The organism is Curvibacter sp. CHRR-16, from assembly GCF_018474005.1.
Lineage (GTDB): Bacteria > Pseudomonadota > Gammaproteobacteria > Burkholderiales > Burkholderiaceae_C > Allorhodoferax.
The window spans coordinates 160,249-184,653 of sequence record NZ_JAHCSH010000003.1 but is presented as its reverse complement, the minus strand read 5'-3'; the positions used below and the strand labels follow the sequence as shown (position 1 = coordinate 184,653).

Genomic DNA, 24,405 nt, shown 5'->3' with positions numbered 1-24,405 from the left:
TAAGGTGACTGGAGAACACCATGAATACTTTTATGGATTGGGTCAACCGCAGTATTGGGTACGCGTGTCGCTCAGTACTGTACGTCACGCTGGCACTCACATTTCTTATCTTGAGTATCAATGTGGCGTTGCGCTACATGTCCGGTACCAGTCTCGCTTGGGCATCCGAACTGCCGGAGTTGATGTTCCCTTGGATCATCATGTCGGGCGTGGTGCTGGCAGCACAGCACGGTTCCCACATTGCGGGGGTGTTGCTCACCCAACGCCTAGGCGCTAGCCGCCGTTGGGTGCTTGCTGGTGGTGCTGCCATCGTGGCCTTGCTTTACCTCGGACTGACATGGGCCACGCTGCCACTGATGGAAATTTCGGCGGATGAATACACCCCCATTCTCAAAGTGCCAGGCTCCGTCACGGTCGTTTGTTTGATGCTGGGCTTTGTGCTGATGGCGGTCGTTACCCTGATCCAGATACCCGTGTTATGGCGAAATTATGGAGTCGCAACCGATGCGCAAGGAGCTACGCCATGACCGTACTCATTATTGGATTGTTCGTTATTGCCGCACTCGCTTCCATACCGATTGCTCATGCGCTTGTGTTGTCCTCGGTAGGGGCATTGCTCATGCTTGGCCGCATTCCTGTTGATTTAGCGGTTCAACAGATGATTGCGCAAGTACAGAGTTTTCCACTCATTGCCATCCCCTTTTTCATGCTGACCGGGGCATTGATGGTGAGCGGAAAACTGGGCCAAAGTTTGGTCAATTTGCTGAGCATGCTCATAGGTCGCATACACGGAGGGCCTGCGCAGGTGGGGGTACTGTCCTCCACCATCTTTGGAGGTGTATCCGGTTCAGCTGTAGCGGATGCGTCTGCAATTGGTTCCATGCTGATACCTTGGCTCAAGAAGCTGGGCTATCCGGCACCGTTTGCTGCTGGCACATTGGCCGCAGCGGCCACGATAGACATTTTGATTCCACCTTCCATCCCAATGATTGTGTATGCCTTGGTCTCTGGTGCGTCGATTGGTGCACTCTTTGTAGCAGGCATTCTCCCAGGTCTTCTCATGTGCGGTGGATTCATGCTGGTGTGCTACATACAAGGGCGTCGCCGCAATTTTCCGCGCGACACCACGCCTTTCGAGTGGGGGGCACTAGGCCAACAGTTATTGCAAGCCGGGCCAGCCCTTCTGATGCCGGTGTTGATCATCATTTTTCTGCGCTTTGGCATTGCCACCCCTACCGAAGTGAGCGTGATGTCCACCTTGTACGCACTGGTGGTGTCGGGGTTGGTTTATCGTGATTTGACACTCACCAAGCTCAAACATGCTGCGGTAGAGGCTGGCATCTCTAGCGGTGTGGTGCTGCTGATCATCATGGCATCCAGTATTGTGGGCTGGATCGTCACATACGAGCAGTTACCTGCGGCGTTCACCCGCTTTGCCACGGAAACCCTGCAGTCACCTTGGTTGATCATTTTGGCCATGAACCTGATCATGCTAGCTACCGGCATGTTCATTGATCTGCCCGCTGCCGTGTTGCTGCTGACACCGATGTTCGTGCCCTTGGCATCGGCTGTGGGCATGGACACCATCCAGCTGGGCATCATGATGATCGTGAACCTATCAATCGGGCTGTACCACCCGCCCATCGGCACCACGCTGTTTATCACCAGCACCATTGCCAAGGTACGCATTGGCGATGTCGTGATGGAGCTGATTCCCTTCTACATCGTCGCTATTGGTTTGCTGCTGGGCTTTGCCTACCTGCCTTGGCTCACGATCCACTAAGCAGTATCTAGGAGAGTATTTCAATGAGTAATTTGGAACAACTACAGGCTTGCGCCCACCGCATTCGCAGCTACGCGTTGCGCATGGGCGAGGTTCAAGGCCAAGGCTATATAGGACAAGCCTTGGGCTGGGCTGATGTGCTGGCCGTAGCCTATGGTCACGCGCTGAACCTCCAACCTGAAGACCCGATGTGGGAAGGGCGTGACCGGTTTTTGCTGTCACACGGTCACTACGCCATCGCCCATTACGCCGCTTTGATCGAGGCGGGCATCATTGCGCAGGAAGAGTTGGAAACCTACGGCAGCGACGACAGCCGTCTGCCCATGAGTGGAATGGCCAGCTACACACCCGGCATGGAAATTTCCGGTGGCTCCTTAGGCCAAGGACTGGTCATTGGTGTGGGTATGGCGCTAGGCCTCAAACAAAAGCGCAACCCCGCTTTTGTTTACAACTCCATGAGCGATGGGGAGCTCGATGAGGGCTCTACCTGGGAGGCTGCTATGTCAGCCGCTCACCACCAGTTGGACAACCTGATTTGTTTGGTCGATATCAACAACCAGCAAGCCGACGGCCCCAGCAGCAAGGTGCTGGGCTTTGAGCCTTTGGATGACAAGTGGGCTGCATTTGGCTGGCATGTGCAACGGGTGGATGGCAATGATCTGCCCGCTGTATTGGCTGCATTTGATGCGGCACGCGCCTTGAAAGAGCCCAAACCCCGCGTGATTTTGTTCAAGACTTTGATGGGCAAGGGAGTCCCTTTCTTAGAGACACGCGAGAAGAACCACTTCATACGGGTTGATCCCCCCGAGTGGCAGCAAGCCCTCGCCATTCTTGACCAATCGGCACCACAAGGAGCCACTGCATGAGCACCGCAACCGAGAAGAAACCACGCCTGACCACCTCTGCCATGATCGCTTCCATTGCTGGCGAAGGCCAGCGTGTGAAGGCGGCACCGTTTGGCAAGGCACTGGTAGAACTAGCGGCCAATCGGCCTGAGATTGTTGGGATGACGGCCGACTTGGCCAAATACACCGACTTGCATTTGTTTGCCCAAGCCTACCCGGAGCGCTTCTACCAGATGGGCATGGCTGAGCAACTCCTGATGGGGGCGGCTGGCGGTATGGCCAAGGAAGGCTTGGTTCCGTTTGCCACCACCTATGCCGTGTTTGGAACGCGCCGCGCATACGACTTCATCCACCAAGTCATTGCCGAAGAAAACCTCAACGTCAAGATGTGCTGCGCACTGCCCGGACTGACGACCGGTTATGGCCCTAGCCACCAAGCAACCGAGGATTTGGCCATGATGCGTGGCATTCCGGGTTTGACCATCGTGGACCCTTGCGATGCGCTCGACATTGAGCAGGCCGTACCGCAAATAGCAGCGCACAACGGCCCTGTGTACATGCGCTTGCTACGCGGCAACGTGCCATTGGTGCTGGATGAATACGATTACCAGTTTGAGTTGGGGAAAGCCAAGCGCTTGGTCGATGGCGATGCGGTGCTCATCATTTCCAGCGGTTTCATGACCATGCGTGCTCTTGAAGTAGCCCAAGCCCTCAAAGCCGACAACATTGGAGTGGCGGTGCTGCATTGCCCCACCATCAAACCGCTTGACGAGGCCGCTGTCTTGGCCGAGGTGGCGGCGAAACCGCGTCTCGTGGTCGTAGCGGAAAACCACTCGGTCATTGGGGGGCTGGGTGAAGCCGTTTCGAGCTGTCTGCTGCAAAACGGTGTGCAACCAACACGCTTCAGATTGGCCGGGTTACCCGATGCGTATTTGGATGCCGGCGCTTTGCCCACACTGCATGATCGCTACGGGATCAGTACCAGCGCATTGTCTGGCCGCATCAAAGCGTGGTTGGACTGATCAAGCCCTTGTAGACAACACGCAGGCTTATGTTCTAAGCCTGCGTTTCAACGTATTTTTAGAATTTGTGAGCAACAATAAACGACAGTACGGTTGATTGAGGCGTGACTGTATTGCTTGAACCCTTGGGGGTGAATTCATGGTATTTGTTGTACATCAACTCGGTTGTAAAGGTCGTGTTAGTGCCAATAAACCCTTGATAGCCAATACCAATTCCGCGGCCAGTTACCGAAGTTGTTGAGCTGCTGGACGAAGTAACGTAGCTGTCTGCTCCCAAACCAGCAAGTTTGGTGTACAGGAGTCCATTGCTATCGACTGCATAGCCAGCAACAGCGTAGCCGCTGTACAGGTTTTTCAGAGTATTCGTTACACCGGAAATGTTCCAGTTACCGGCCTTGTTTTCACCCAGTTGGTAAGAGCCGCCAAGGCCCAAGATCCACTCAGAACCGAGTGCAAAGTTGAACTGCGCAATCAACGATGCATTGCCGCTAGACTGGTTGGAGGTTGTATCGTTGCCCGTAACTGTGCCTTCGCTTCGGGCTGACACCAGATCCAAACTAGCCCCCAACTGGAAGCCTGCAAACTTTTCTGCCTGAGCGAAAGCAGAGTTGGACAGAACAGCGCTTGCAATACCAGCAGCGACGACGAGCTTTTTCATTGGGTATCTCCGGTGTACGGTTGGTTAGACGACAAATTGTGCACCAAACGATGCTATCTATGCACTGGCTGTGTCGCTTGGGTGATGCGCTGCCGCATCACCTTGCTGCATACATGGTCAAATCGCCAATGCAGGGTCACTGTCCGATTGCACGAACACGCGTGATTTGCGCGGGGCAAAGTGCACGGTTTGGCCTTCTTGCAGACCACGGCTGCGGTATTCCTCGGCGTACAGGTGGGCTTCCACCAGCGCGCCGCCATCGCTAGGCAGCAACTCCAAGCGGGCAATTGGCCCCACCACAATGGCGCGGCTCAGTGTGGCGATAAAGCCTGTGGAAGCTGAGGCTGTGCTGGGGGCGTTGGCACCTACAGGCCAAATGTCCACGTCGTGCGGGCGCACAAAGGTGGTGGTTTGTCCATCGCGAAACTGGTTCACATCGCCCAAAAAGCTGTACACAAAGGCGCTGGCGGGGTTGTCCCACACCTCTTGCGGCGTGCCGATTTGCTCGATATTGCCCTTGTTCATCAGCACCACGCGGTCGGCCACTTCCAAGGCTTCCTCTTGGTCGTGCGTCACGAAGATGCTGGTCACGTGCAGCTCGTCGTGCAGGCGGCGTAGCCAGCGGCGCAGCTCTTTGCGCACCTTGGCATCGAGCGCGCCAAACGGCTCATCCAGCAGCAGCACCTTGGGTTCCACGGCCAAGGCACGGGCCAAGGCGATGCGCTGGCGCTGCCCACCGGATAACTGAGCTGGAAAGCGGTCAGCCAGCCAGTCCAGCTGCACCAGCTGCAAGAGCTCCATCACCTTGGTTTTGATCTGCGCTTCGCTGGGGCGCAGCTTGCGTGGCTTCATGCGCAGGCCAAAGGCCACGTTGTCAAACACCGTCATGTGGCGAAACAGGGCGTAGTGCTGGAACACAAAGCCCACATTGCGCTCGCGCACGTGCACGTCGGTGGTGTCTTCACCGCTGAACAGAATGTTGCCCGCGTCGGCTGTTTCCAACCCGGCGATGATGCGCAGCAGCGTGGTTTTGCCGCAGCCCGATGGGCCCAAGAGCGCCACCAGTTCGCCGGAGGCGATGTCCAGGTTGACGTTGTTGAGGGCATGAAAAGCACCAAAGTGTTTGTTGACGTTGCGGATGGCGATGCTCATGGCAGGCTTTCTAAGAAGGGGGTCGGTGTTCAGGGTGCCGTGATGGGGCGCTCGGGCGGCAGGTTGGCGGCGGCTTGCTTTTCGCGCTCAAACCGCCACTCGGCCACCGACTTGATGACCAAGGTCACCAAGGCCAGCAAAGCCAGCAAAGACGCCACCGCAAAGGCGGCCACGGACTGGTATTCGTTGTAGAGGATTTCCACGTGCAAGGGCATGGTGTTGGTCTGGCCGCGGATGTGGCCCGACACCACCGACACCGCACCAAACTCGCCCATGGCGCGGGCGTTGCACAGAATGACGCCGTAGATCAGCCCCCACTTGATGTTGGGCAGCGTCACGTGCCAGAAGGTTTTCCAGCCCGAAGCACCCAGCACCTGGGCGGCTTGCTCTTCGTCGGTGCCTTGGGCTTGCATCAGCGGAATCAGCTCGCGGGCGATGAAGGGGAAGGTCACAAACACCGTAGCCAACACAATGCCGGGCACGGCAAAAATCACCTTCAGGTTGTGCTCCTCCAACCAAGGGCCAAACCAGCCGCGCGAGCCAAACAGGAGCACATAGGTCAGGCCAGCCACCACGGGCGAGACCGAGAAGGGCAGGTCAATCAAGGTAATGAGCACAGCCTTGCCACGGAATTCGTACTTGGCCACAGCCCAAGCCGCCGCTACGCCAAACACCAAATTGAGTGGCACGGCAATGGCCGCAGTGATCAGCGTCAGGCGAATGGCCGACCAGGCATCGGGCTCGCGCAGGGCGGCAAAATAGGCGTCAAAGCCTTTGCGCAGCGCTTCGGTGAACACCGCTGCCAAAGGCAGCACCAAGAACAGCCCCAAAAAGGCCAGCGCGATGCCAATCAGCGTCCACTTGACCCACAGGGGCTCGGTGGTGCCACTGCGCACTGTGCGCAGGGTGTTGTTGCTACTCATGCGGAAGCTCCTCCTGCGCGTTTGCGTTGCCAGCCTTGCAAGGCATTGATGACCAGCAGCATGGTGAACGAGAACAAGAGCGTGACCACGGCCACGGCGGTGGCACCGGGGTAGTCAAACTGCTCCAACTTGCTGATGATGATGAGCGGCGTGATTTCGGAAATCATGGGCATGTTGCCGGCAATGAAAATGACCGAGCCGTACTCTCCCAAAGCGCGCGCAAACGCCATGGCAAAGCCAGTGGTCAGGGCGGGCAAGATGGCCGGAAAGATCACATGCCGAAAGGTTTGCCAGCGGTTGGCACCCAAGCAGGTGGCGGCTTCTTCCAGTTCTTTTTCCATGTCTTCCAGCACCGGCTGCACCGTGCGCACCACAAAGGGCAACCCAATGAAGATGAGCGCGATGACCACGCCCTTGGGGTTGTAGGCCAGTTGGATGCCATAGGGCTCTAGCAAACTGCCTACCCAGCCATTGCTGGCCAGCAGAGCCGTGAGAGAGATGCCCGCTACGGCAGTGGGCAGGGCAAAGGGCAAGTCCACCAGTGCATCCACTATCTTTTTAAACGGAAAGTGGTAGCGCACCAGCACCCACGCCACCAGCAGGCCTGCAAACGCGTTGACCACGGCGGCGATGAACGATGCGCCAAAGGTCAGCTTGTAGGAAGCCACTACGCGGGGACTGGCCACTGCAGCCCAGAACTGCTCCCAGCTCAGGCTAAAGGTTTTGAAGAACAGGGCCGAGAGCGGGATCAGCACGATCACGCTCAGGTAAAACAAGGTGTAGCCCAGTGTGAGCCCGAAACCGGGCAGTACGCGTTGGGACGGCCGACGGGCCGTTGCAGGGGCAGACATGGACAGAGTGAACTTTCAATTCGATGGAAGCGCGCATTGTCCGTAGCCTGCCCATGGTCGCAAACTACTTTCTAGTTGTTTGCTTATTACTAGCTAGTGTGGTTTTGGGTGCAATTCAGAACGCAAAGTTTTGAGGGCAAACGCCAGTGCAATGCCAGACGAAGCTGCAATGCCCGCGACCATGGGCAGTGCTGTTCCGTCCACAAACAAGCCCGTGAAGGCCATGACCAGTGCCCCGGTCACGAACTGCAGCGTGCCCATCAGCGCCGATGCGGTGCCCGCAATAGCACCGTGCTTGTCTAGCGCCAGCACTGCTGTGGTGGGGATGACCAAGCCCAAAAAACCAAAGCCCACGAACAGCAACACCAACAAAACAGGCAACTGTGTGAAGCCCAGCAGTTGCACAACCAGTAGCAAGCCGATAACCGTGCTATTGCCCACCATGGCCACGCGCACCAGCGGGGCGAGGCCAAAGCGCTTGGCCAGTTTGCCCACGAGCTGCGACATGCCAATAAAGGCGGCTGCATTGGCTGCAAAGGCCACGCTGTACTGGCGCGGGCTGAGGCCGTAGTGATCAATCAATACAAAGGACGAGTTGGCCAAGTAGGCGAAAAAGCTGGAAATGCCAAATGCGCCAATGAACACCAAGCCCAAAAAGTGTTTATCGCGCAGCAACACACCGTAGCCACGCAGAGCACTGCCCACGCTGCTCTCCAACCGCTGGGCGGCGTTGCGGGTTTCGGGCAAGCTGGTGGCTACCAGTGCCAAGCCCAGCACGGCGGCCAAGCCCACGGCCCAGAACACGCTGCGCCAGCCTGCCACATCAATCAACAAGCTGCCAGTCAGTGGCGCCAAGATAGGCGACACGCTGAACACCAGCATCAAGAGCGACATGAGGCGCGCCGCCTCATGCCCGGTGTGCAAGTCGCGCACCACGGCGCGTGGAATAACCATGCCCGCACAGGCTCCCAAGCCCTGCACAAAGCGCAGCGCTACCAGAGTTTCGATGTTGGGAGCCAAAGCGCAGCCCACGCTGGCCAATGCAAACAGCAGCAAACCAAAGTACAGCGGAGGCTTGCGGCCCAGCATGTCGGCCGCCGGGCCATAGATGATTTGGCCAATAGCGATGGCGGCAAAAAAAGCCATCAGGCTGGCCTGCACTTGGCTAATGGAGGCACCCAGATGCTGCCCAATAGAGGGCAGGGCGGGCAGGTACATGTCGATGGCAAAAGGACCTGTGGCAGAGAGCAGGCCCAATACCAGAGCGGTGCGAAAGAAAGAATGTTTCATAGGGGTGCCAGCATAGCCGCAGCACCCCAACCCACGCTGGCGCGTGGACTTACTTCACCGTGTAGAGCTTGTCGAACTGGCCGCCATCGGCAAAGTGCACTTTTTGCGCTTCGGCCAGTGAGCCAAAGTAGTCCTCCACGCGGAACAGCGTGATGGGCTTGAAGGTGCTGGCGTATTTTTTGAGCACCGCAGGGTTGCTGGGGCGAATGGCGTGCTGGGCCGCAATCTCTTGTGCTTCGTCGCTGTACAGGTAGTTCAGGTAGGCGCGGGCCAGGTCGCCGGTGCCTTTCTTGGCCACGGTGCGCTCCACCACAGCCACGGGGTTTTCCGCCACGATGGAGGTGCTGGGGTGGATGGCGTCCACTTTGCCAGTGCCAAACTCCCGATCCACGCTGATCACTTCCGACTCAAATGTGATGAGCACGTCACCAATATTGCGCTGCAAGAAGATGGTGGTGGCATCGCGCCCGCCCTTGGCCAGTACCGGCACATTGGCGTAAAGCTTGCGCACATAGTCCGCTGCTTGGGCATCGGAGCCGCCTTTCTTGCGCACTTGGCCCCAAGCGGCCAAATACGCCATGCGGCCATTGCCACCCAGTTTGGGGTTGACTACCACCACTTGCACGCCGGGTTTGACCAAGTCATCCCAGTCCTTGATGCCTTTGGGGTTGCCTTGGCGCACCAAAAACAGCATGGTCGAACTGGTGGGGGCTGCGTTGTGGGGGAATTTCTTGGTCCAATCCTTGGCTACCAAGCCGTTGTTGGCCAAAAAGTCGATGTCGGTGCTGGTGTTGAAGGTCACCACATCGGCGTCCAAGCCCTCGCTCACGGCGCGCGCCTGCGCACTGGAGCCGCCATGGGATTGCTCCACCTTCACGTCTTTGCCTGTGCTCTTTTTGTAGCTGGCCACAAAGCTGGTGTTGATGTCTTTGTAAAACTCGCGTGCCACGTCGTACGAGGCATTGAGCAGACTTTGTGCTGCTGCAAAATTGCTAGCGCTTGCGGCAAGCAGCACAAGGGCTAGCTGGCATTTTTTATGGAAATTCATGGGGCCTCCAAACAAGATGGGTTCGGATTGTCGACAAGGCTTGTTATTTGAACAACGAATAAATTGTTGTTTGCATATGAGGATGGTGTCTTTGGCGGCCCCGCTAGACTAGGTGCAGCCAAGCCAGCACAACCCAAGAACCATGAGCCAGCTCCCTTTCACCTCCAAACTGCCCGATGTGGGCACCACCATCTTCAGCGTCATGAGCGCGTTGGCGCAGCAACATGGCGCTATCAACCTGTCGCAAGGTTTCCCGGACTACCCCTGTCACCCGCGTTTAACCCAAGCCTTGGGCGAAGCGGCGCAACTGGGGCACAACCAGTACGCGCCCATGCCCGGCCTGCCAGCACTGCGCCAAGCCATAGCGGCCAAGCTGCAACTGCAGCACGGCAGTGCGTTCGATGCGGATGCCGAGATCACCGTCACCGCCGGGGCCACGCAGGCGCTGTTCACCACCATCGCCGCTGTGCTGCACCCAGGCGATGCGGCCATCGTGCTCGATCCGTCGTATGACAGCTACGCCCCCGCCATTGCTGCGCAGGGTGCGCAAGCCATCCGCGTGCCGATACTGCCGCCGCAGTTTGCCGTGGACTGGGAGCGTGTGGAGGCTGCGGTGACACCGCGCACGCGGCTCATCATCGTCAACAACCCCAACAACCCGTCCACCAGCGTGTGGGGCACACAAGACCTGGCGCAACTGGCCGCCATCGCGGAGCGCCACAACCTGTTGGTGCTGGCCGACGAGGTGTACGAGCATCTGGTGCTCGATGGCCTGCAGCACCACAGCGTGCTGGCCCACCCCGCACTGCGCCAGCGCAGCGTGGCGGTCTATTCGTTTGGCAAAACCTTCCACGCCACGGGCTGGAAGGTGGGCTATATGGTGGCCCCGGCGGCCATCACAGCCGAGTTGCGCAAGCTGCACCAGTTTTTGGTGTTTTCGGTCAGCACACCGGCCCAGCATGCGCTGGCCGCACATTTGGCCGATGCCAGCCATTGGCAAGGGCTGAGCGCTTTCTTCCAGCCCAAGCGCGACTTGCTGGCGGCGGGCTTGAGCCAAGCGGGCTTTGGCTTGGTGCCATCGCAAGGCACGTACTTCCAGTTGGCCGATTACAGCGCGCTGCAACCGGACATGGACGACGTGACCTTTGCCCGCTGGCTGACCACCGAGCACGGCGTGGCGTCCATCCCCGTGTCGGTGTTCTATGCCCAGCCACCGCAGGGCATGCGCGTGGTGCGCTTTTGCTTTGCCAAGCAAGATAGTACGCTGCAGCAAGCGGTGCAGAGGTTGGCGCGGGTGTAGCTGCAGTGTTTTACACCCTGCTGTTTGCCGACTCTGAACTAGCCAGCATCACCCCGCAGGCTGGCAGCGTGCTGGTGCGCTTTGCCGTTGCCGCTGTACGCCAGCACAGCATGGCCGCACCGCAAGATGGTTTTGTGCAAGGCGTAGAGCTACTGCTGCACGGCGTGCACAGCCAATAGGTGGATGCAGATAGCTTGGGGCGCGTGGCGCAAGGCAGCCTGACTGTGCTGTCACACAGCGAGCCATCGCAGCACACGCAAGCGTGCGCTTTGGTGCTGGGCGGTAGCGTGCAGACAGAAGGCCCTTTGCTACTGCAATTGCAGCTAGCCCATGGCGTGCAGTGCCAGTGGCAAGCCAGCAACATGGTTCTGCGCACCGCACCAGAGGCACGGTTTACCGAGTCGTACCTTTGCTAATAGGCGGCGTGTATGCCAAGGCTAAATCGCCAGCGCGTTTTCTAGGGCGTCTTCGCCATCGGCTCCATCGCCGCTGTTGGCCTCTTGCAGGGCCTGGCGCACCACCTCGGGCTTGAGCGTGGGCACAAAGGTTTGGATGAACTCGTAGGCGTAGTTGCGCAGCCATGCGCCTTTGCGCAGGCCTAGCCGGGTCACGTTCACTTGGAACAAATGCCCCGCGTCGATGTACTCCAGCGCCTCTTGCTTGTCATCCAGCGCGATGGAGGCCACGATGCCCACACCCATGCCCAACTCCACATAGGTCTTGATCACATCGGCGTCCATGGCGGTGAGCACCACATCGGGTTGTTGGCCGGCGGAGCGGAAGGCTTGGTCGATGTGCGAGCGGCCCGTATAGCCCAGCTCGTAGGTGATGATGGGGTAGCGTGCCAACTGCGCCAGCGACAGGGGCTGGCCACTGTCGCGGAGCTCTTGCAGCAGCGCGTGGCCTTTGGGCACCACGATGCTGTGCGTCCAGCGGTAGCAGGGCAGGGTCACCAGTTGCTGGTAGTCGGCCAGCGCTTCGGTGGCCACGCCAATGTCGGCTTCCCCCGATATCAGCATGGCCGCCACTTGTTTGGGTGAGCCTTGGTGCAGGTGCAGCGTGACCTTGGGGAACAAGGCCCGAAAGTCGCGCACCACGTGCGGCAGCGCATAGCGCGCTTGGGAGTGGGTGGCGGCAATGGACAGCTGCCCCTCTTGGCGCTGGCTAAAGTCCAGCACCGCTTGGCGCAGGTTGTCAGACTCTTGCAGCAGCCGTTCCACGATGGGCAGCAACTCCGCCCCTGGGGGCGTGAGTCCTGTCAGGCGCTTGCCGTTGCGGATGAAAAAATCCACCCCCAACTCCTGCTCCAGCTCGCGTATTTGGCGGCTCACGCCGGGTTGCGAGGTGTGCAGGACTTGGGCTACATCCGTCAGGTTGTAGCCCCGGCGCACGGTTTCGCGGATAGAGCGCAACTGCTGAAAGTTCATGCCAACTCCAAGGGGTTAGACCGCTGCCAGTGCTTGGTCCAAGTCGGCCAGCAGGTCGGCAATGTGCTCAATGCCCACCGACAAACGCACCGCATCGACGGGCACACCGGCCTTGGCCAACTCTTCGGGGCTGAGCTGGCGGTGCGTGGTGGACGCTGGGTGCGTGGCCAGTGACTTGGCATCACCAATGTTGACCAGTCGGGTGAAGAGCTGCAGCGCATCCAGGAAGCGGGCCCCGGAAGCGCGGCCATCGTCGCCCTTCACGCCAAAGGTGAGCAGGCCCGATGCCTTGCCACCCAGGTACTTTTGCGCCAGCGCGTGGTCGGGGTGGTTGGGCAGGCCCGCGTAATTGACCCAGCCCACTTTGGGATGCTTTTGCAGGAACTCGGCCACTGCTTGCGTGTTGGCGTTGATGCGCTCCAAGCGCAGCGACAGGGTCTCGATGCCTTGCAAAATCAAGAAGGCGTTGAAGGGCGAAATGGCAGCACCCGTATTGCGCAGCGGCACCACGCGGGCACGGCCAATGTAGGCGGCAGGGCCCAGCGCTTCGGTGTACACCACACCGTGGTAGCTGGGGTCAGGCTCGTTCAGGCGCTTGAACTTGGCCTTGTGCTCCGCCCACGGGAACTTGCCGCTGTCCACAATCGCGCCACCAATGCTGGTGCCGTGGCCACCCAGGTATTTGGTGAGCGAATGCACCACGATGTCCGCGCCGTGCTCGATGGGGCGCAGCAGGTAGGGGCTGGCCACGGTGTTGTCCACGATGAGCGGAATGCCGTGCGCGTGGGCGATGTCGGCGATGCGGCGGATGTCCGTCACATTGCCCTGCGGGTTGCCCAGCGACTCCACATAAATGGCCTTGGTTTTATCGTCGATCAGCGGGGCAAAGCTGTCGGGGTCGCGGTGGTCGGCAAAGCGGGTGGTGATGCCGAACTGGGGCAGCGTGTGGGCAAACAGGTTGTAGGTGCCGCCGTACAGCGCGGTGCTGCTGATGATGTTGTCACCCGCCTCGGCAATGGTCTGGATGGCATAGGTCACCGCCGCTTGGCCCGAGGCCAGGGCGAGGGCCGCAATGCCGCCTTCCAGCGCCGCCACGCGCTTTTCCAGCACGTCTTGGGTGGGGTTCATGATGCGGGTGTAGATGTTGCCCGGCACCTTCAGGTCAAACAGGTCTGCGCCATGCTGGGCGCTGTCAAACGCATAGGCCGCCGTCTGGTAAATCGGCACCGCCACGGCTTTGGTTGTGGGGTCTGGCGAATAGCCCGCATGCACGGACAGGGTTTCAAAACGCCAAGAAGGATGGGTCTGGTCGGCCATGAAAAGTCGCTCCTGTTATCGATAAATAAGACAGGGTTGCGACTGTAGAGAGGCTTCTAAGAAACTCAAACGAATAAAAAGTTGTTTTCTTAGACGAAAAACGTCTAAGTCCATGTCAGCGAAAATGAGATTTCTTTGTTGCTAACATGTTAGCAATCGGAGATCGCATGTTAGAAATGATTGAATTTTTAGTTGAGTACCTGCAAGGTACACCATATGTTCCGCAGATTAACTTCCTTTTGTTTGTCTGCTTTATTATATGTATTAGTAGGTTATGTTGGTTGGCTTTTGGAAAAAGTGGTCGAGCTGTTGTTGTGAGATTAACTTTACATGTTTATGATGGTTTTAAAAATAGGAAAGGATATGCGCCAGAAGTCAATCAGGTTCTAAAAAAAATGGAGCCATATGCAAATTTAGGGAATGCATTAATTTTGACGTTGGTGGGATTGTATGGGTCGATACTTTATGCGGTAATGTTTTTGATTGCATGCAATGAAGCACCACTCTGGTTGTTGTTAATCATGTTGTTGATATTTGTCATATGTGTTTTTTACGTCAGAATAAATTTAGAAAATGCTTCTTGGGCATGGCATGATATTCAGAAAAGAAGGGGTAAGTATTAGTTCTGTGTTTAAATAATTTTCAATACTCCGGCAAGTAATGCTATATTATTTTGTAGGTGATTGAAAATAATAAAGGATATTTATATTAACGCTCATCGGTAAAATACTTGGCATGAACGCGCCAGTGCTGAAAGCTATGACGATTGTGCTGAGAGTTGAAACAATATATTTATTTTAGTTATGCGCTAAAGTGTCCAGCGCACGCACTGTGTCAGAACCGTTTCAAGCTAAGTATGGTTGCTATGTACGGCAAACTGCCGGGTAATCAAACTCAGCTAAACAGGAGAACCCCATGGGAACTGCCGTAACCACCGCCCGCTTGGAAGCCCGAATAAGTGCGGATCTGCATGCCATGCTCAAGCGTGCAGCGGAGCTGCAAGGTCGCACCATGACAGACTTTGTGGTGGCTGCGGTGCAAAGCGCTGCGCAGCAGGCGATAGAGCAGGCCGAGGTCATCCGCTTGTTTATCGAAGACCAGCAAGCCTTTGCCCAAGCACTAATCAATCCACCCAAACCAAGTCCAGCGTAGTCCCGTGCGATGGAGCGCCGGGTTAAGTTCTTTCAAAGACAACACACAACACCATGACCCATAACGTTCCAAACACCGACCAACTCGCAGCGGTCAATCACAAAATCGTGTCCGAAGGCGAGGTCTTGCCGTCTGTGCAACTCAAAGATGGCAGCAGGGTGCAAACCGGCACGGTCGCCACCATGCTCCACAACATCAATCTGTACAACGCCGGCGAGCGCGGGCCCGTCGAGGCGGAGCTGGAGTTGGCGATCCCCACACTCATCAAGGTCGGTTTGTTCGATCTGTTTCCGCCCGAGGAATGGATGCATGGCGGCAACCCGGGCCGACGCAGGGTAGGGGAAATGGCCCAAGCCTATTTGGTCCATAACAGCCCAACTACTACACCGGAATATTGATCGGCCAGTCCTTGGACGGCGTCAGGCTGGCAATCTGGCAGGCGCTGATGCGCATGCCCTCATCGAGCACAAACTGTTTGAAGGCTTGGTTGACCCCGGTGAGCATGGTGTCGCGGCGGTGGATGAAGCACCAGTCGATGTGCTTGGGCATGTCCAGCAGGTTGAGCACGGCCAGCAAGCCGGCTTGGAGCTCTAGCTGGAACACATGGGCCGACAAAAAGCTGATGCCCAAGCCGCACAGCACCGCGTGCTTGACCGCCTCGTTGCCCGAGAACTCCATCTTATTGGCGATCTGCAGCGACTTGCCTTGCGCCAGCACCTCGAAAAACGCCCGTGTGGCCGAGCCTTGTTCGCGCAGGATGAAGGTTTCGTGCGCCAGGTCTTCCCAGGCGATGAAGGACTCCTGCGCCAGCGGGTGCTGGGCCGGTGCCACCACGCAGTGCGGGTGGCGGGCAAAGGTGCTGGCATCCAAGTCCGCGTCCGAAGGCGGGTGGCCCATGATGGCCACATCCAGCTGGTGTTCGGTCAGCATGGTGAGCAGCTCGGCCCGGTTGGCCACGGTGAGCTTGAGCCGCACATCGGGGTAGCGCTGGTGGAACTCGCCCAGCAACTGGGGCGCAAAGTAATGCGCGGGCGACACCACCCCCAAGTGCAGCAGGCCACGCGGCCCGCCTTGCTGGCTGGGGTCGCTGGGTTCGTGAAAGGCCATGGCCGACTCGGCAGCGCGCACTTGGCTCAAAATAGCGCGGGCGTGCAGCAGCAGCTCTTGCCCGGCGGGTGATAGGCGACGACGCCCAGGCCCATCGAACAGGGCCACATTCAGGTCCGATTCCAGTTGCTTGATGGTCATGGACACCGCAGGCTGTGTCATGCGCAGATGTTCGGCCGCTTTGGAAAAACCGCCCAGCGAGCCGATGGCCTCGAAAACCTGCAAATGCCGGAGGTTGAATGTGAAGTTCATCGGTTCTAACGCCTATGACTTTCCCTTAGCCACAGCCCGCAAATACGGGCTTAGGGGGGCAAAAGGGGCAATGAAAGGCATTTCATCACAAGTTGCTGATGAAATGCATAAGTAATCATAAATTGAACGAATGGAAGCGCCTGCCTAGCATGCGCCTCCATGAACACACACAGCACCCAACCTTTTCCATCGTGGGACGATGCCGCCACAGCGGGCATGGACGAAGCACACCTGCTGCTGTACCGCTCCAACCTGCTCGGCTCGGACCTGCGCATTACCAACTACGGCGGTGGCAACACCTCGGCCAAGATTTGGCAAAAAGACCCGCTCACAGGCCAGAACACCGAAGTGCTCTGGGTCAAAGGCTCGGGCGGCGATGTCGGCTCCATGAAGCTCGACGGCTTTGCCACCCTCTACATGGACAAGCTGCGCGCCCTCAAAGGCCTGTACCGCGGCATCGAGCACGAAGACGAAATGGTGGGCTACCTGCCGCACTGCACCTTCAACCTGAACAGCCGCGCTGCGTCTATCGACACGCCACTGCACTCGTCCTTGCCCTATGCCCATGTGGACCACATGCACCCCGACGCGGTGATCGCCATCGCGGCCATGGAGCACTCCGAAGCCATCACCCGCGAGGTGTTTGGCGGCACCGTGGGTTGGCTGCCATGGCTGCGCCCCGGTTACGAGCTGGGCCAGCGCTTGGCCGAACACAACGCCAAACATCCCGGCTTGCGCGGCATCGTGCTCGGTGGCCACGGCTTGTTCAGTTGGGGTGATACCTCCAAGTCCTGCTACGACAACACGGTGGACTTGATCGCCCAAGCCCAAACTTGGCTGGCCCAGCAGCGCGTGGCCAAGAAGGTGCAGGTGTTTGGCGGTGCCCGCAGCACCTCGCTGGATGCGGCAGAGCGCTCAGCCGTGCTGGCGCGCTTCCTGCCCGTGCTGCGCGGCCTGGCCTCGCAAGACCGCCCCAAGCTGCTGCACGTGAACACCTCGCCCGAGGTGGTGGAGTTCGTCAATTCGCAAGAGCTGGAGCCGCTGGCCGCACTGGGTACCTCGTGCCCAGACCACTTCCTGCGCACCAAAATTCGCCCCTTGGTGGTGCCCGAGAGCGTCTACACCGCCCAAGGCGCTGCGTTGCAGCAAGGTCTGGACGACTTGCTGCGCCAGTACCGTGCCGACTACGCCGCCTACTACGAGCGCTGCAAACGCCCCACCAGCCCAGCCCTGCGCGACCCCAACCCGGTGGTTATCTTGTTGCCGCGCATCGGCATGGTGACCATTGCCTTGGACAAAGCCACTGCCCGCATTGCCGGGGAGTTTTACGTCAACGCCATCAACGTGATGCGCGAAGCCAATGCGGTAGACCGCTACGTGGGCCTGCCCGAGCAGGAGGCCTTTGACATCGAATACTGGCTGCTCGAAGAAGCCAAGCTGCAGCGCATGCCCAAGCCCAAACCACTGGTGGGCAAGATTGCCCTCATCACCGGGGGAGCGGGTGGCATTGGGCAGGCCATTGCCCGCCGCTACTTGGCCGAGGGCTGCTGCGTGGTGTTGGCCGACATTGACCCCGCTGCTGCCCAGCAAGCGCAAGCCGGCATGGGCAAGCAGTTTGGCAAAGACGTGGTGCGCTCCGTGGTGTGCGACGTGACGCAAGAAGCGTCTGTGCAAGCCGCATTCGCTGCCGCAGCGCAAGAATTTGGCGGGGTGGACATTTTGGTGAGCAACGCCGGCATTGCCTCCGCTGCTCCGCTGGAGGACACGACGTTGGCGCTGTGGGAGAAGAACCAGAGCATTTTGGCCACGGGTTATTTTTTGGTGGGGCGCGAGGCCTTCCGCATGATGAAGGCGCAGGGCGTGGGGGGCTCCATCGTCGTCATTGCCAGCAAAAACGGCATGGTGGCCAGCAACCAAGCCACCGCCTACTGCGCTGCCAAGGCGGCCGAAATTCAGCTCAGCCGCAGCTTTGCGCTCGAAGGTGCGCCGCTGGGCATTCGCTCCAACGTGGTCAACCCCGACGCGGTGATCCGGGGTTCCAAGATCTGGACAGGCCAGTGGAGCCAAGAGCGTGCGGCGGCCAACAAGATCGACGAAGCCGATTTGGAAAAGTTCTACCGCGACCGCAGCATGCTCAAACGCAGCGTCTACCCCGAAGACATTGCCGAGGCAGCGTACTTCTTTGCCGCAGAGCACCTCTCGGCCAAGAGCACCGGCAACATCTTGAATGTGGATGCGGGCAACTTGGCCGCCTTCACGCGCTAAGCACACACCGCACACAACGAGGAGACAAGCGCATGACAAGCATTAATCCAGCGCTCCTGCACCAGCACAACGACGAGCAGTTGGCCTATATGAACACGGACTACGCCCACTTGGGCGAGCAGTTGGCGCGCCGTGGGATGAACATAGACCGCATCACAGCGCAAGTGGCAGGCTTTGGCGTGGCTATCCCTAGCTGGGGCGTGGGCACGGGGGGAACCCGCTTTGCCCGTTTTCCCGGGCTGGGTGAGCCCCGCCATGTGTTTGACAAGCTGCAAGACTGCGCCGTCATCCACCAGTTGACACGCTGCACGCCCACCGTGTCGCTGCACATTCCGTGGGACAAGTGCAGCGACTGGAGTGAACTGCGCCAAACCGCCTTGGACTATGGCTTGGCGTTTGACGCCATGAACTCCAACACCTTCAGCGACCAGTTGAATCAAGCGCACAGCTACAAGTTTGGCAGCCTCACGCACACGGATGCAGCCACCCGCGCCCAAGCGGTGGAACACAACATCGAGTGCATCGAGATTGGCAAAGCGCTGGGCAGCAAAGCACTGACGGTGTGGATTGGCGATGGCAGCAACTTTCCCGGCCAGCAGCATTTCCGCCGCGCGTTTGACCGCTATCTGGAGAGCACGCAGCAGATTTATGCGGCATTGCCCAGTGACTGGCGCATGTTTCTGGAACACAAGATTTGTGAGCCAGCTTTTTACAGCACCGTCATTCAGGACTGGGGCAGCAGTTACTTGGCTGCCACGGCGCTGGGCCCCCAAGCGCAGTGTTTGGTGGATTTGGGCCACCACGCGCCCAATGTGAACATTGAATTGATCGTGGCACGCCTCATTGCCGCAGGCAAGCTGGCGGGCTTTCACTTCAATGACAGCAAGTACGGTGACGACGACTTGGACGCCGGCAGCGTCTCGCCCTACCGCTTGTTCTTGGTCTTTAACGAACTGGTTGCGGCTGCACACGAAGGCGTCCAAGGTTTCGACCCCGCCTACATGCTGGACCAAAGCCACAACGTGACCGACCCCATCGAGAGCCTGATGAGCAGCGCCGTGCAGTGCCAGCGCACCTATGCCCAAGCCCTGTTGGTGGATCGCGCCGCGCTGGATGCCGCCCAGCAGAACAACGACGCACTGGCGGCCACTCAGTTGCTCCAGCAAGCCTTCCGAACCGATGTGACGCCTATCTTGCAAAAAGTGCGGCTGCTGCAGGGCGGTGCCATCGACCCCGTGGGGGTGTACCGCGCCAGCCAGTACCGCAGCACCGTTGCCAGCCAACGCCCCGCCGTGCGCGGTGGAGGGGGCGGCATCGTCTGATGGTTCCCTCGGGTGGCGCTCGTCATGGGTGGCGCCATCCGACCCTTACACAGCCCATGGACTATTACTACATTGAGGAGACAGCCTTGAAAAAGACATTTGCACTCGTTGCCGTTGCAGCGCTGACTGCAGCATTGGCACAACCAGCTATGGCTGGTGACAAGATCGCTCTGGTGGTGAAAAGCCTGGGCAATGGTTTCTTTGACGCCGTGCATTTGGGGGCCCAAGAGGCGGCCAAAGAGCTCAAAGACGTGGAAATCATCTACACCGGCCCGGCCAAAGCCACGGCCGAAGGGCAGATTGAGGTCATCAACAGCCTGATCGCCCAGAACGTGAAAGCCATCGTCATCTCGGCCAACGACCCCGATGCGCTGGTGCCCGTGACCAAAAAGGCCATGGCACGCGGTATCAAGGTCATCTCGTTTGATTCGGGCATCCGCAAAGATGGCCGCTTGATGCACTTGGCCCCCTCCAACAACGCCTTGATTGGCGAAAAACTGGTCAAGCTGGCCGAGGAAGCCATTGGCAAGAACGGCGAAATCGCCGTGCTGTCGGCCACCGCTCAAGCCACCAACCAGAACATCTGGATCAGCGAAATGAAGAAGGTGTTGGGCCAGCCCGAGCACTCCGGCCTCAAGCTGGTGAGTGTGGTCTATGGCGATGACCAAACCGACAAGAGCTACCGCGAAGCCCAAGGCTTGTTCAAGAGCTACCCCAACCTCAAAGCCATCGTCGCGCCCACCACCGTGGGGGTAGCGGCTGCTGCCAAGGCCGTGCAAGACGAGAAGAAGGTCGGCGCCATCTTCGTGACGGGGCTGGGCTTGCCCTCTGAAATGCAAGGCTACGTCAAGAGCGGTGCGGCCAAGTCCTTCGCCATTTGGAATCCTATCGATCTGGGCTATGCCTCTATCCGCATCGCGGCTGATCTGATCAAAGGGGCCAAGGCCGAACCCGGTGCCAAGTTGTCCATGGGCAAAGTCGGCACCGCCACGCTGGACGCCAACAACGAAGCCGCCATGGCCGAACCCTTCACCTTCGATGCCAAGAACATCGACCAGTTCGCCAAGTTCTTCTAAACGCGGGTGGGCCTTGCAGACATGACGCTTGAACAACCTTCTGCCTGGCTGCAGCTGCGGGGCATACACAAGCGCTTTGGCCCGACCCATGCCCTGCGGGGCGTGGATCTGGACTTGGTGCCCGGTGAGGTACTGGCCCTGATAGGGGAGAACGGGGCGGGCAAGTCCACCTTGGTCAAAACCTTGACGGGCGTGTACCAGCCCGACGAGGGGCAGATATTGCTAGGCGGTGCCGCCCAACAGTTTGGCCGCGCGCAAGACGCGCAGCAGGCCGGCATTGTGGCTGTGCACCAAGAGACGGTGATGTTTGAAGAACTCACCGCGGCCGAGAACATCTTCATTGGCCGCCAACCGCACAAAACCCTGGGCCCCCTGCAGTGGGTGGACTGGGATCGCATGAACGAGCTGGCGCAAGCCGTGCTCAACCGCGTGGGGGCCAATTTCACGGCCACGACGCCAGTGAAAAAGCTCAGCCTGGCCCAGCGCCACCTGATCGAGATTGCCCGCGCCTTGTCGCAAGAGGCCAAGGTGGTCATTCTGGATGAACCCACCGCCGCCTTGTCGCAGCAAGAGATACGCGACTTTTACGGGCTGGTGCGCGACCTCAAAGAAGAGGGCGTGGCGGTGCTGTTCATCACGCACAAGTTCGACGAGATCTTTTCCGTCTGCGACCGCTACGTGGTGCTGCGCGATGGCTCCTCGGTGGGCCAAGGCCAGATTGGCCAGACCGACGAAGCGCACTTGGTCAAGCTGATGGCCGGGCGCGAGATCGACCAGATTTACCCCAGCATCACCCACCAGCCCGGCGAGGTGCTGCTGCAGGTACAGGGCCTGAGCCACCCAACCGAGTTCAACGACATTGGCTTTGAACTGCACAAGGGCGAAATACTGGGCTTTTATGGCTTGGTCGGTGCTGGGCGCAGCGAGGCCATGCTGGCGCTGATGGGGCTCAACCCCCAAGCCCATGGCACTGTGCGCGTAGCCGGGCAGGTGGTGGACATACGCAAACCCGCCGACGCCGTGGCCGCAGGCTTGGCCTATGTGCCCGAAGAGCGCCAGCGCCAAGGCGGCATTTTGGATTTTTCGGTGCGCCACAACCTGAGTTTGGCGGGCCTGGCAGGGCCGGTGACCGATACCGCAGACTTGTCGCACGGGGTGTGGCTGTCACCCGCCAAAGAGCAGGCGTTTGCGCAAAAGCTCATCGATCGCTTGCGCATCAAAACCGCCAGCCAAGACATTGCGCTGTCGGGCTTGTCCGGTGGCAACCAGCAAAAGGTGGTGATCGCCAAGTGGCTGGGCTTGAACCCGCACATCGTCATTTTGGATGAGCCCACCAAGGGCATTGACGTAGGGGCCAAGCAAGCGGTGTACGAGCTGATTGCCCAGATGGCAGCGCAGGGGCTGGCGGTCATTTTGGTGTCCAGCGAGTTGCCCGAAGTCATGCACCTATCGAACCGCATCATCGTGATGCACCGTGGCCGCATGGTGCGGGAATACGCCCAAGCCGATTTCGATGCCGAGGCCATTGTGGCCTGCGCATCTGGCCTGCATTAGCAGCACCCCACGATGCAGGAGACATTGTGATCAAAACCTTATCTATCACGGCATGGCACAGCAGGCAGCGCGAGTACCTGCTGGCATTGACCATAGCCGTCATCGTGGCGCTGGTGAGCTGGCGCTCGCCCGTGTTCTTTAGCTGGCGCAACCTGCTGGACATGGCCAATGACTCGTCCATCTTGGCCATTTTGGTCATGGGCCAAATGCTGGTGCTGCTCACCCGCGGTGTGGACTTGTCGGTGGCCTCCAACCTAGCCCTGACGGGCATGGTCTGCGCTGTGGCGGGCAAGGTCTTTCCGGGGCTGCCTTTGCTGGCCTTGTTGGTGCTGGCGTGCGGGGTGGGGGCTGCTTTGGGCGCGCTCAATGGCTGGCTCATCATGCAGTTCAAGCTGCCACCCATCGTCGTGACGCTGGGCACCATGTCGGCCTACCGGGGGGCTATTTTTGTGCTCAGCGGCGGAGCGTGGATTTCGGACCACGAGATACACCCCCTCATCAAAGGCTTGCCACGCGAGAGTTGGTTGGACATCTCGGCCTTGGTGTGGATGGCCGTGCTGCTGGTGCTGCTCACCGCCTACCTGCTGCGCTGGCGGCGTGAAGGGCGCGACCTGTATGCCTACGGCGGCAACCCGTCGGCAGCGCTGTATGCGGGTATTCCGGTGCGCAAGCGCTTGGTCATGGCCTACACCCTGTCGGGTTTGCTGGCCGGCATAGCGGGCTTGCTGTGGGTGGGGCGCTATTCCATCGCATTCACGGACTTGGCCTCGGGTTACGAGCTGACCGTGATCGCCGCCTGCGTGATTGGGGGCGTCAGCATCGGCGGTGGTGTGGGCACGGTGTTGGGGGCCTTGTTGGGGGTGGCGTTCATTGGTGTCATCAACGGGGCACTGCCCGTCATCCAGGTCTCGCCGTTTTGGCAGCAGGCCATTGCGGGGGCGGTGATTTTGGTGTCCGTCATGCTCAATGCCAAAGCCGAGCGCACCCAAGGCCGCCAAATTTTGGAACCCCCAACCCCGGCCCCTGAGCCCCGGGTGGATGCCATGAAGGAGCGCACCGCATGAAAGTGTTCGATACGTGGGAGCGGGTGCTGGTGTGCCTCATCCTCTTGGTCTATCTCGTGTTTGGTTTCCAAATACCGGGCTTTGTGTCGCCCTTTGCCATCGCCGACAGTACCTACAACTTCACCGAGAAAGGTTTGGTCGCGCTGGCCATGACCTTGCTCATCATCGCCGGGGAGATAGACCTGTCCGTGGCCGCCACCATGGCCCTGTGTTCGCTGGCCATGGGCTTGGCCATGCAGGCGGGGGCGGGCTTGTGGCCCATGCTGCTGGCTGCTGTGGTCACGGGCTTGCTGTGCGGCTTGCTCAACGGCTGGCTGGTCACGCGCTGGAAGCTGCCGTCCATCGTGGTCACCATTGGCACGCTGTCGCTGTACCGTGGTCTGGCCCAAGTGACGCTGGGTGACCAAGCCATTACCGGCTACCCCGAGACCTTGGTCAACTGGGGCAATGGCACCGTGGGCGATGTGCTGGGCTGGCCCGACTTCATCGTGCCGCTGGAGGTGTTGGTGCTTTTGGTGTTGGCGCTGGCCACGGGCTTGGTGCTGCACCGCACCGTGCATGGGCGGCGCATCTACGCCATTGGCAGCAATGCAGTGGCGGCGCGCTTCAGCGGCATTGCCGTGGACCAGTACCGCATGGCTTTGTTTGTGTTTGCCGGGCTCATGGCAGCGGTGGCGGCCATTTTGCTCACCGGGCGCATTGGCAGCACGCGGCCCAATTTGGCCATGGGCTGGGAGCTCGATGTCATCACCATGGTCATTTTGGGTGGCGTGTCCATCAGCGGTGGCAAAGGCACTTTGCTGGGCACCATGCTGGCTGCTGTGCTCACGGGGGTGTTCACCTTTGCGCTGGGCATGCTCAATGTCAGCGGCATTGTCATGACCATGATCATGGGCGTGCTGCTCATCCTCTCCATGGTGTTGCCCGGCTGGATACAGCGCTGGCAGCAGCGTGCGGGCAAGGCAGCCAAAGCCAATAAGGCCAGTGCTTAAAGGGA

At 59.2% G+C, this 24,405-nt stretch carries 25 protein-coding genes; 16 read left to right on the top strand and 9 right to left on the bottom strand.

Annotated elements, in window-relative coordinates:
* Nucleotides 1-20 precede the first annotated feature (20 nt).
* From KIK84_RS07755 to KIK84_RS07740, 4 genes are read left to right on the top strand one after another with little or no spacing between them, the layout of a single operon-like run.
* A complete protein-coding gene (locus KIK84_RS07755; protein ID WP_214122498.1) occupies nucleotides 21-527 on the top strand; it encodes a TRAP transporter small permease in 507 nt (168 codons plus the stop codon).
* Nucleotides 524-1,783 carry a TRAP transporter large permease gene (locus KIK84_RS07750; RefSeq protein ID WP_214122497.1) on the top strand — a complete coding sequence of 420 codons (1,260 nt, stop codon included), beginning with the start codon at nucleotides 524-526 and terminating at the stop codon, nucleotides 1,781-1,783. The genes KIK84_RS07755 and KIK84_RS07750 overlap by 4 nt, the downstream gene beginning before the upstream one ends.
* Nucleotides 1,784-1,806: 23 nt before the next feature.
* Complete coding sequence (locus KIK84_RS07745) at nucleotides 1,807-2,649, top strand: transketolase (RefSeq protein ID WP_214122496.1); 843 nt, start codon at nucleotides 1,807-1,809, stop codon at nucleotides 2,647-2,649.
* The gene (locus KIK84_RS07740) at nucleotides 2,646-3,650 is read left to right on the top strand and encodes a transketolase family protein (protein WP_214122495.1); all 1,005 of its coding nucleotides are present in this window, start codon (nucleotides 2,646-2,648) and stop codon (nucleotides 3,648-3,650) included. The genes KIK84_RS07745 and KIK84_RS07740 overlap by 4 nt, the downstream gene beginning before the upstream one ends.
* 58 nt (nucleotides 3,651-3,708) lie before the next feature.
* On the opposite strand, the gene KIK84_RS07735 is transcribed toward KIK84_RS07740, so the two are convergent.
* The 6 genes from KIK84_RS07735 to KIK84_RS07710 all read right to left on the bottom strand — a co-directional run bounded on the left by KIK84_RS07735 (nucleotide 3,709) and on the right by KIK84_RS07710 (nucleotide 9,572).
* Nucleotides 3,709-4,308 carry a hypothetical protein gene (locus KIK84_RS07735; RefSeq protein ID WP_214122494.1) on the bottom strand — a complete coding sequence of 200 codons (600 nt, stop codon included), beginning with the start codon at nucleotides 4,306-4,308 and terminating at the stop codon, nucleotides 3,709-3,711.
* Between the two features lie 117 nt (nucleotides 4,309-4,425).
* On the bottom strand, nucleotides 4,426-5,460 hold the full coding sequence (locus KIK84_RS07730; protein ID WP_214122493.1) for a sulfate/molybdate ABC transporter ATP-binding protein: 1,035 nt from the start codon (nucleotides 5,458-5,460) through the stop codon (nucleotides 4,426-4,428).
* 29 nt (nucleotides 5,461-5,489) lie between these two features.
* Complete coding sequence (gene cysW, locus KIK84_RS07725) at nucleotides 5,490-6,383, bottom strand: sulfate ABC transporter permease subunit CysW (RefSeq protein WP_214122492.1); 894 nt, start codon at nucleotides 6,381-6,383, stop codon at nucleotides 5,490-5,492.
* Nucleotides 6,380-7,234, bottom strand: coding sequence for a sulfate ABC transporter permease subunit CysT (gene cysT / locus KIK84_RS07720; RefSeq protein WP_214122491.1), 855 nt, complete (start codon nucleotides 7,232-7,234; stop codon nucleotides 6,380-6,382). The genes cysW and cysT overlap by 4 nt, the downstream gene beginning before the upstream one ends.
* A 93-nt stretch (nucleotides 7,235-7,327) precedes the next feature.
* Entirely contained in the window at nucleotides 7,328-8,524 is a 1,197-nt protein-coding gene (locus tag KIK84_RS07715) for a multidrug effflux MFS transporter (protein WP_214122490.1), read from the bottom strand.
* Between the two features lie 49 nt (nucleotides 8,525-8,573).
* Nucleotides 8,574-9,572 carry a sulfate ABC transporter substrate-binding protein gene (locus KIK84_RS07710; protein WP_214122489.1) on the bottom strand — a complete coding sequence of 333 codons (999 nt, stop codon included), beginning with the start codon at nucleotides 9,570-9,572 and terminating at the stop codon, nucleotides 8,574-8,576.
* 142 nt (nucleotides 9,573-9,714) lie between these two features.
* Between KIK84_RS07710 and KIK84_RS07705 the strand changes: the two genes are divergently transcribed.
* Genes KIK84_RS07705 through KIK84_RS07695 form a run of 3 tightly spaced genes read left to right on the top strand, consistent with a single transcriptional unit; the run spans nucleotide 9,715 to nucleotide 11,288 of the window.
* On the top strand, nucleotides 9,715-10,872 hold the full coding sequence (locus tag KIK84_RS07705) for a methionine aminotransferase (RefSeq protein ID WP_214122488.1): 1,158 nt from the start codon (nucleotides 9,715-9,717) through the stop codon (nucleotides 10,870-10,872).
* A 5-nt stretch (nucleotides 10,873-10,877) separates the two neighbouring features.
* A complete protein-coding gene (locus KIK84_RS07700; RefSeq protein ID WP_214122487.1) occupies nucleotides 10,878-11,051 on the top strand; it encodes a hypothetical protein in 174 nt (57 codons plus the stop codon).
* Nucleotides 11,052-11,288 (top strand): hypothetical protein, encoded by a 237-nt coding sequence (locus KIK84_RS07695; RefSeq protein ID WP_214122486.1) that lies wholly within the window; start codon nucleotides 11,052-11,054, stop codon nucleotides 11,286-11,288.
* Nucleotides 11,289-11,309: 21 nt separating this feature from the next.
* Here the strand turns inward: KIK84_RS07695 and KIK84_RS07690 are convergent, their stop codons facing one another.
* On the bottom strand, nucleotides 11,310-12,299 hold the full coding sequence (locus KIK84_RS07690; RefSeq protein WP_214122485.1) for a CysB family HTH-type transcriptional regulator: 990 nt from the start codon (nucleotides 12,297-12,299) through the stop codon (nucleotides 11,310-11,312).
* Nucleotides 12,300-12,314: 15 nt separating this feature from the next.
* A complete protein-coding gene (locus KIK84_RS07685) occupies nucleotides 12,315-13,616 on the bottom strand; it encodes an O-acetylhomoserine aminocarboxypropyltransferase/cysteine synthase family protein (protein WP_214122484.1) in 1,302 nt (433 codons plus the stop codon).
* A 167-nt stretch (nucleotides 13,617-13,783) separates the two neighbouring features.
* On the opposite strand from KIK84_RS07685, the gene KIK84_RS07680 reads away from it, so the two are divergent.
* The 3 genes from KIK84_RS07680 (at nucleotide 13,784) to KIK84_RS07670 (ending at nucleotide 15,166) form a co-directional block, all read left to right on the top strand.
* A complete protein-coding gene (locus tag KIK84_RS07680; RefSeq protein ID WP_214122483.1) occupies nucleotides 13,784-14,239 on the top strand; it encodes a hypothetical protein in 456 nt (151 codons plus the stop codon).
* A gap of 292 nt (nucleotides 14,240-14,531) precedes the next feature.
* Nucleotides 14,532-14,768: a type II toxin-antitoxin system TacA family antitoxin gene (locus KIK84_RS07675; protein WP_214122482.1), complete on the top strand. Its 237-nt coding sequence runs from the start codon at nucleotides 14,532-14,534 to the stop codon at nucleotides 14,766-14,768.
* Between the two features lie 53 nt (nucleotides 14,769-14,821).
* Nucleotides 14,822-15,166, top strand: a complete 345-nt coding sequence (locus tag KIK84_RS07670; protein WP_214122481.1) for a DUF7709 family protein — start codon at nucleotides 14,822-14,824, stop codon at nucleotides 15,164-15,166.
* Here KIK84_RS07670 and KIK84_RS07665 read toward each other — a convergent pair.
* Complete coding sequence (locus KIK84_RS07665) at nucleotides 15,150-16,127, bottom strand: LysR family transcriptional regulator (RefSeq protein ID WP_214122480.1); 978 nt, start codon at nucleotides 16,125-16,127, stop codon at nucleotides 15,150-15,152. The two genes, KIK84_RS07670 and KIK84_RS07665, sit on opposite strands and share 17 nt — an antisense overlap.
* A gap of 159 nt (nucleotides 16,128-16,286) precedes the next feature.
* Between KIK84_RS07665 and KIK84_RS07660 the strand changes: the two genes are divergently transcribed.
* Genes KIK84_RS07660 through KIK84_RS07635 form a run of 6 tightly spaced genes read left to right on the top strand, consistent with a single transcriptional unit; the run spans nucleotide 16,287 to nucleotide 24,400 of the window.
* A complete protein-coding gene (locus tag KIK84_RS07660) occupies nucleotides 16,287-18,392 on the top strand; it encodes a bifunctional rhamnulose-1-phosphate aldolase/short-chain dehydrogenase (RefSeq protein WP_214122479.1) in 2,106 nt (701 codons plus the stop codon).
* A 32-nt stretch (nucleotides 18,393-18,424) separates the two neighbouring features.
* The gene (gene rhaI, locus KIK84_RS07655; RefSeq protein WP_214122478.1) at nucleotides 18,425-19,714 is read left to right on the top strand and encodes an L-rhamnose catabolism isomerase; all 1,290 of its coding nucleotides are present in this window, start codon (nucleotides 18,425-18,427) and stop codon (nucleotides 19,712-19,714) included.
* A 56-nt stretch (nucleotides 19,715-19,770) separates the two neighbouring features.
* Nucleotides 19,771-20,790, top strand: coding sequence for a rhamnose ABC transporter substrate-binding protein (gene rhaS / locus KIK84_RS07650; protein ID WP_214122477.1), 1,020 nt, complete (start codon nucleotides 19,771-19,773; stop codon nucleotides 20,788-20,790).
* 21 nt (nucleotides 20,791-20,811) lie between these two features.
* Nucleotides 20,812-22,344 carry a sugar ABC transporter ATP-binding protein gene (locus KIK84_RS07645; RefSeq protein WP_214122476.1) on the top strand — a complete coding sequence of 511 codons (1,533 nt, stop codon included), beginning with the start codon at nucleotides 20,812-20,814 and terminating at the stop codon, nucleotides 22,342-22,344.
* Between the two features lie 26 nt (nucleotides 22,345-22,370).
* On the top strand, nucleotides 22,371-23,408 hold the full coding sequence (locus tag KIK84_RS07640; protein WP_214122475.1) for an ABC transporter permease: 1,038 nt from the start codon (nucleotides 22,371-22,373) through the stop codon (nucleotides 23,406-23,408).
* Nucleotides 23,405-24,400: an ABC transporter permease gene (locus KIK84_RS07635; protein WP_214122474.1), complete on the top strand. Its 996-nt coding sequence runs from the start codon at nucleotides 23,405-23,407 to the stop codon at nucleotides 24,398-24,400. Before KIK84_RS07640 ends, KIK84_RS07635 begins: the two co-directional genes overlap by 4 nt.
* Nucleotides 24,401-24,405 lie beyond the last annotated feature (5 nt).

Coding starts and splice junctions, on each gene's coding strand:
- KIK84_RS07755 (WP_214122498.1), top strand. CDS start 21: ATGAATACTTTTATGGATTGGGTCAACCGCAGTATTGGGTACGCGTGT.
- KIK84_RS07750 (WP_214122497.1), top strand. CDS start 524: ATGACCGTACTCATTATTGGATTGTTCGTTATTGCCGCACTCGCTTCC.
- KIK84_RS07745 (WP_214122496.1), top strand. CDS start 1,807: ATGAGTAATTTGGAACAACTACAGGCTTGCGCCCACCGCATTCGCAGC.
- KIK84_RS07740 (WP_214122495.1), top strand. CDS start 2,646: ATGAGCACCGCAACCGAGAAGAAACCACGCCTGACCACCTCTGCCATG.
- KIK84_RS07735 (WP_214122494.1), bottom strand. CDS start 4,308: ATGAAAAAGCTCGTCGTCGCTGCTGGTATTGCAAGCGCTGTTCTGTCC.
- KIK84_RS07730 (WP_214122493.1), bottom strand. CDS start 5,460: ATGAGCATCGCCATCCGCAACGTCAACAAACACTTTGGTGCTTTTCAT.
- cysW (WP_214122492.1), bottom strand. CDS start 6,383: ATGAGTAGCAACAACACCCTGCGCACAGTGCGCAGTGGCACCACCGAG.
- cysT (WP_214122491.1), bottom strand. CDS start 7,234: ATGTCTGCCCCTGCAACGGCCCGTCGGCCGTCCCAACGCGTACTGCCC.
- KIK84_RS07715 (WP_214122490.1), bottom strand. CDS start 8,524: ATGAAACATTCTTTCTTTCGCACCGCTCTGGTATTGGGCCTGCTCTCT.
- KIK84_RS07710 (WP_214122489.1), bottom strand. CDS start 9,572: ATGAATTTCCATAAAAAATGCCAGCTAGCCCTTGTGCTGCTTGCCGCA.
- KIK84_RS07705 (WP_214122488.1), top strand. CDS start 9,715: ATGAGCCAGCTCCCTTTCACCTCCAAACTGCCCGATGTGGGCACCACC.
- KIK84_RS07690 (WP_214122485.1), bottom strand. CDS start 12,299: ATGAACTTTCAGCAGTTGCGCTCTATCCGCGAAACCGTGCGCCGGGGC.
- KIK84_RS07685 (WP_214122484.1), bottom strand. CDS start 13,616: ATGGCCGACCAGACCCATCCTTCTTGGCGTTTTGAAACCCTGTCCGTG.
- KIK84_RS07680 (WP_214122483.1), top strand. CDS start 13,784: ATGTTAGAAATGATTGAATTTTTAGTTGAGTACCTGCAAGGTACACCA.
- KIK84_RS07675 (WP_214122482.1), top strand. CDS start 14,532: ATGGGAACTGCCGTAACCACCGCCCGCTTGGAAGCCCGAATAAGTGCG.
- KIK84_RS07670 (WP_214122481.1), top strand. CDS start 14,822: ATGACCCATAACGTTCCAAACACCGACCAACTCGCAGCGGTCAATCAC.
- KIK84_RS07665 (WP_214122480.1), bottom strand. CDS start 16,127: ATGAACTTCACATTCAACCTCCGGCATTTGCAGGTTTTCGAGGCCATC.
- KIK84_RS07660 (WP_214122479.1), top strand. CDS start 16,287: ATGAACACACACAGCACCCAACCTTTTCCATCGTGGGACGATGCCGCC.
- rhaI (WP_214122478.1), top strand. CDS start 18,425: ATGACAAGCATTAATCCAGCGCTCCTGCACCAGCACAACGACGAGCAG.
- rhaS (WP_214122477.1), top strand. CDS start 19,771: ATGGACTATTACTACATTGAGGAGACAGCCTTGAAAAAGACATTTGCA.
- KIK84_RS07645 (WP_214122476.1), top strand. CDS start 20,812: ATGACGCTTGAACAACCTTCTGCCTGGCTGCAGCTGCGGGGCATACAC.
- KIK84_RS07635 (WP_214122474.1), top strand. CDS start 23,405: ATGAAAGTGTTCGATACGTGGGAGCGGGTGCTGGTGTGCCTCATCCTC.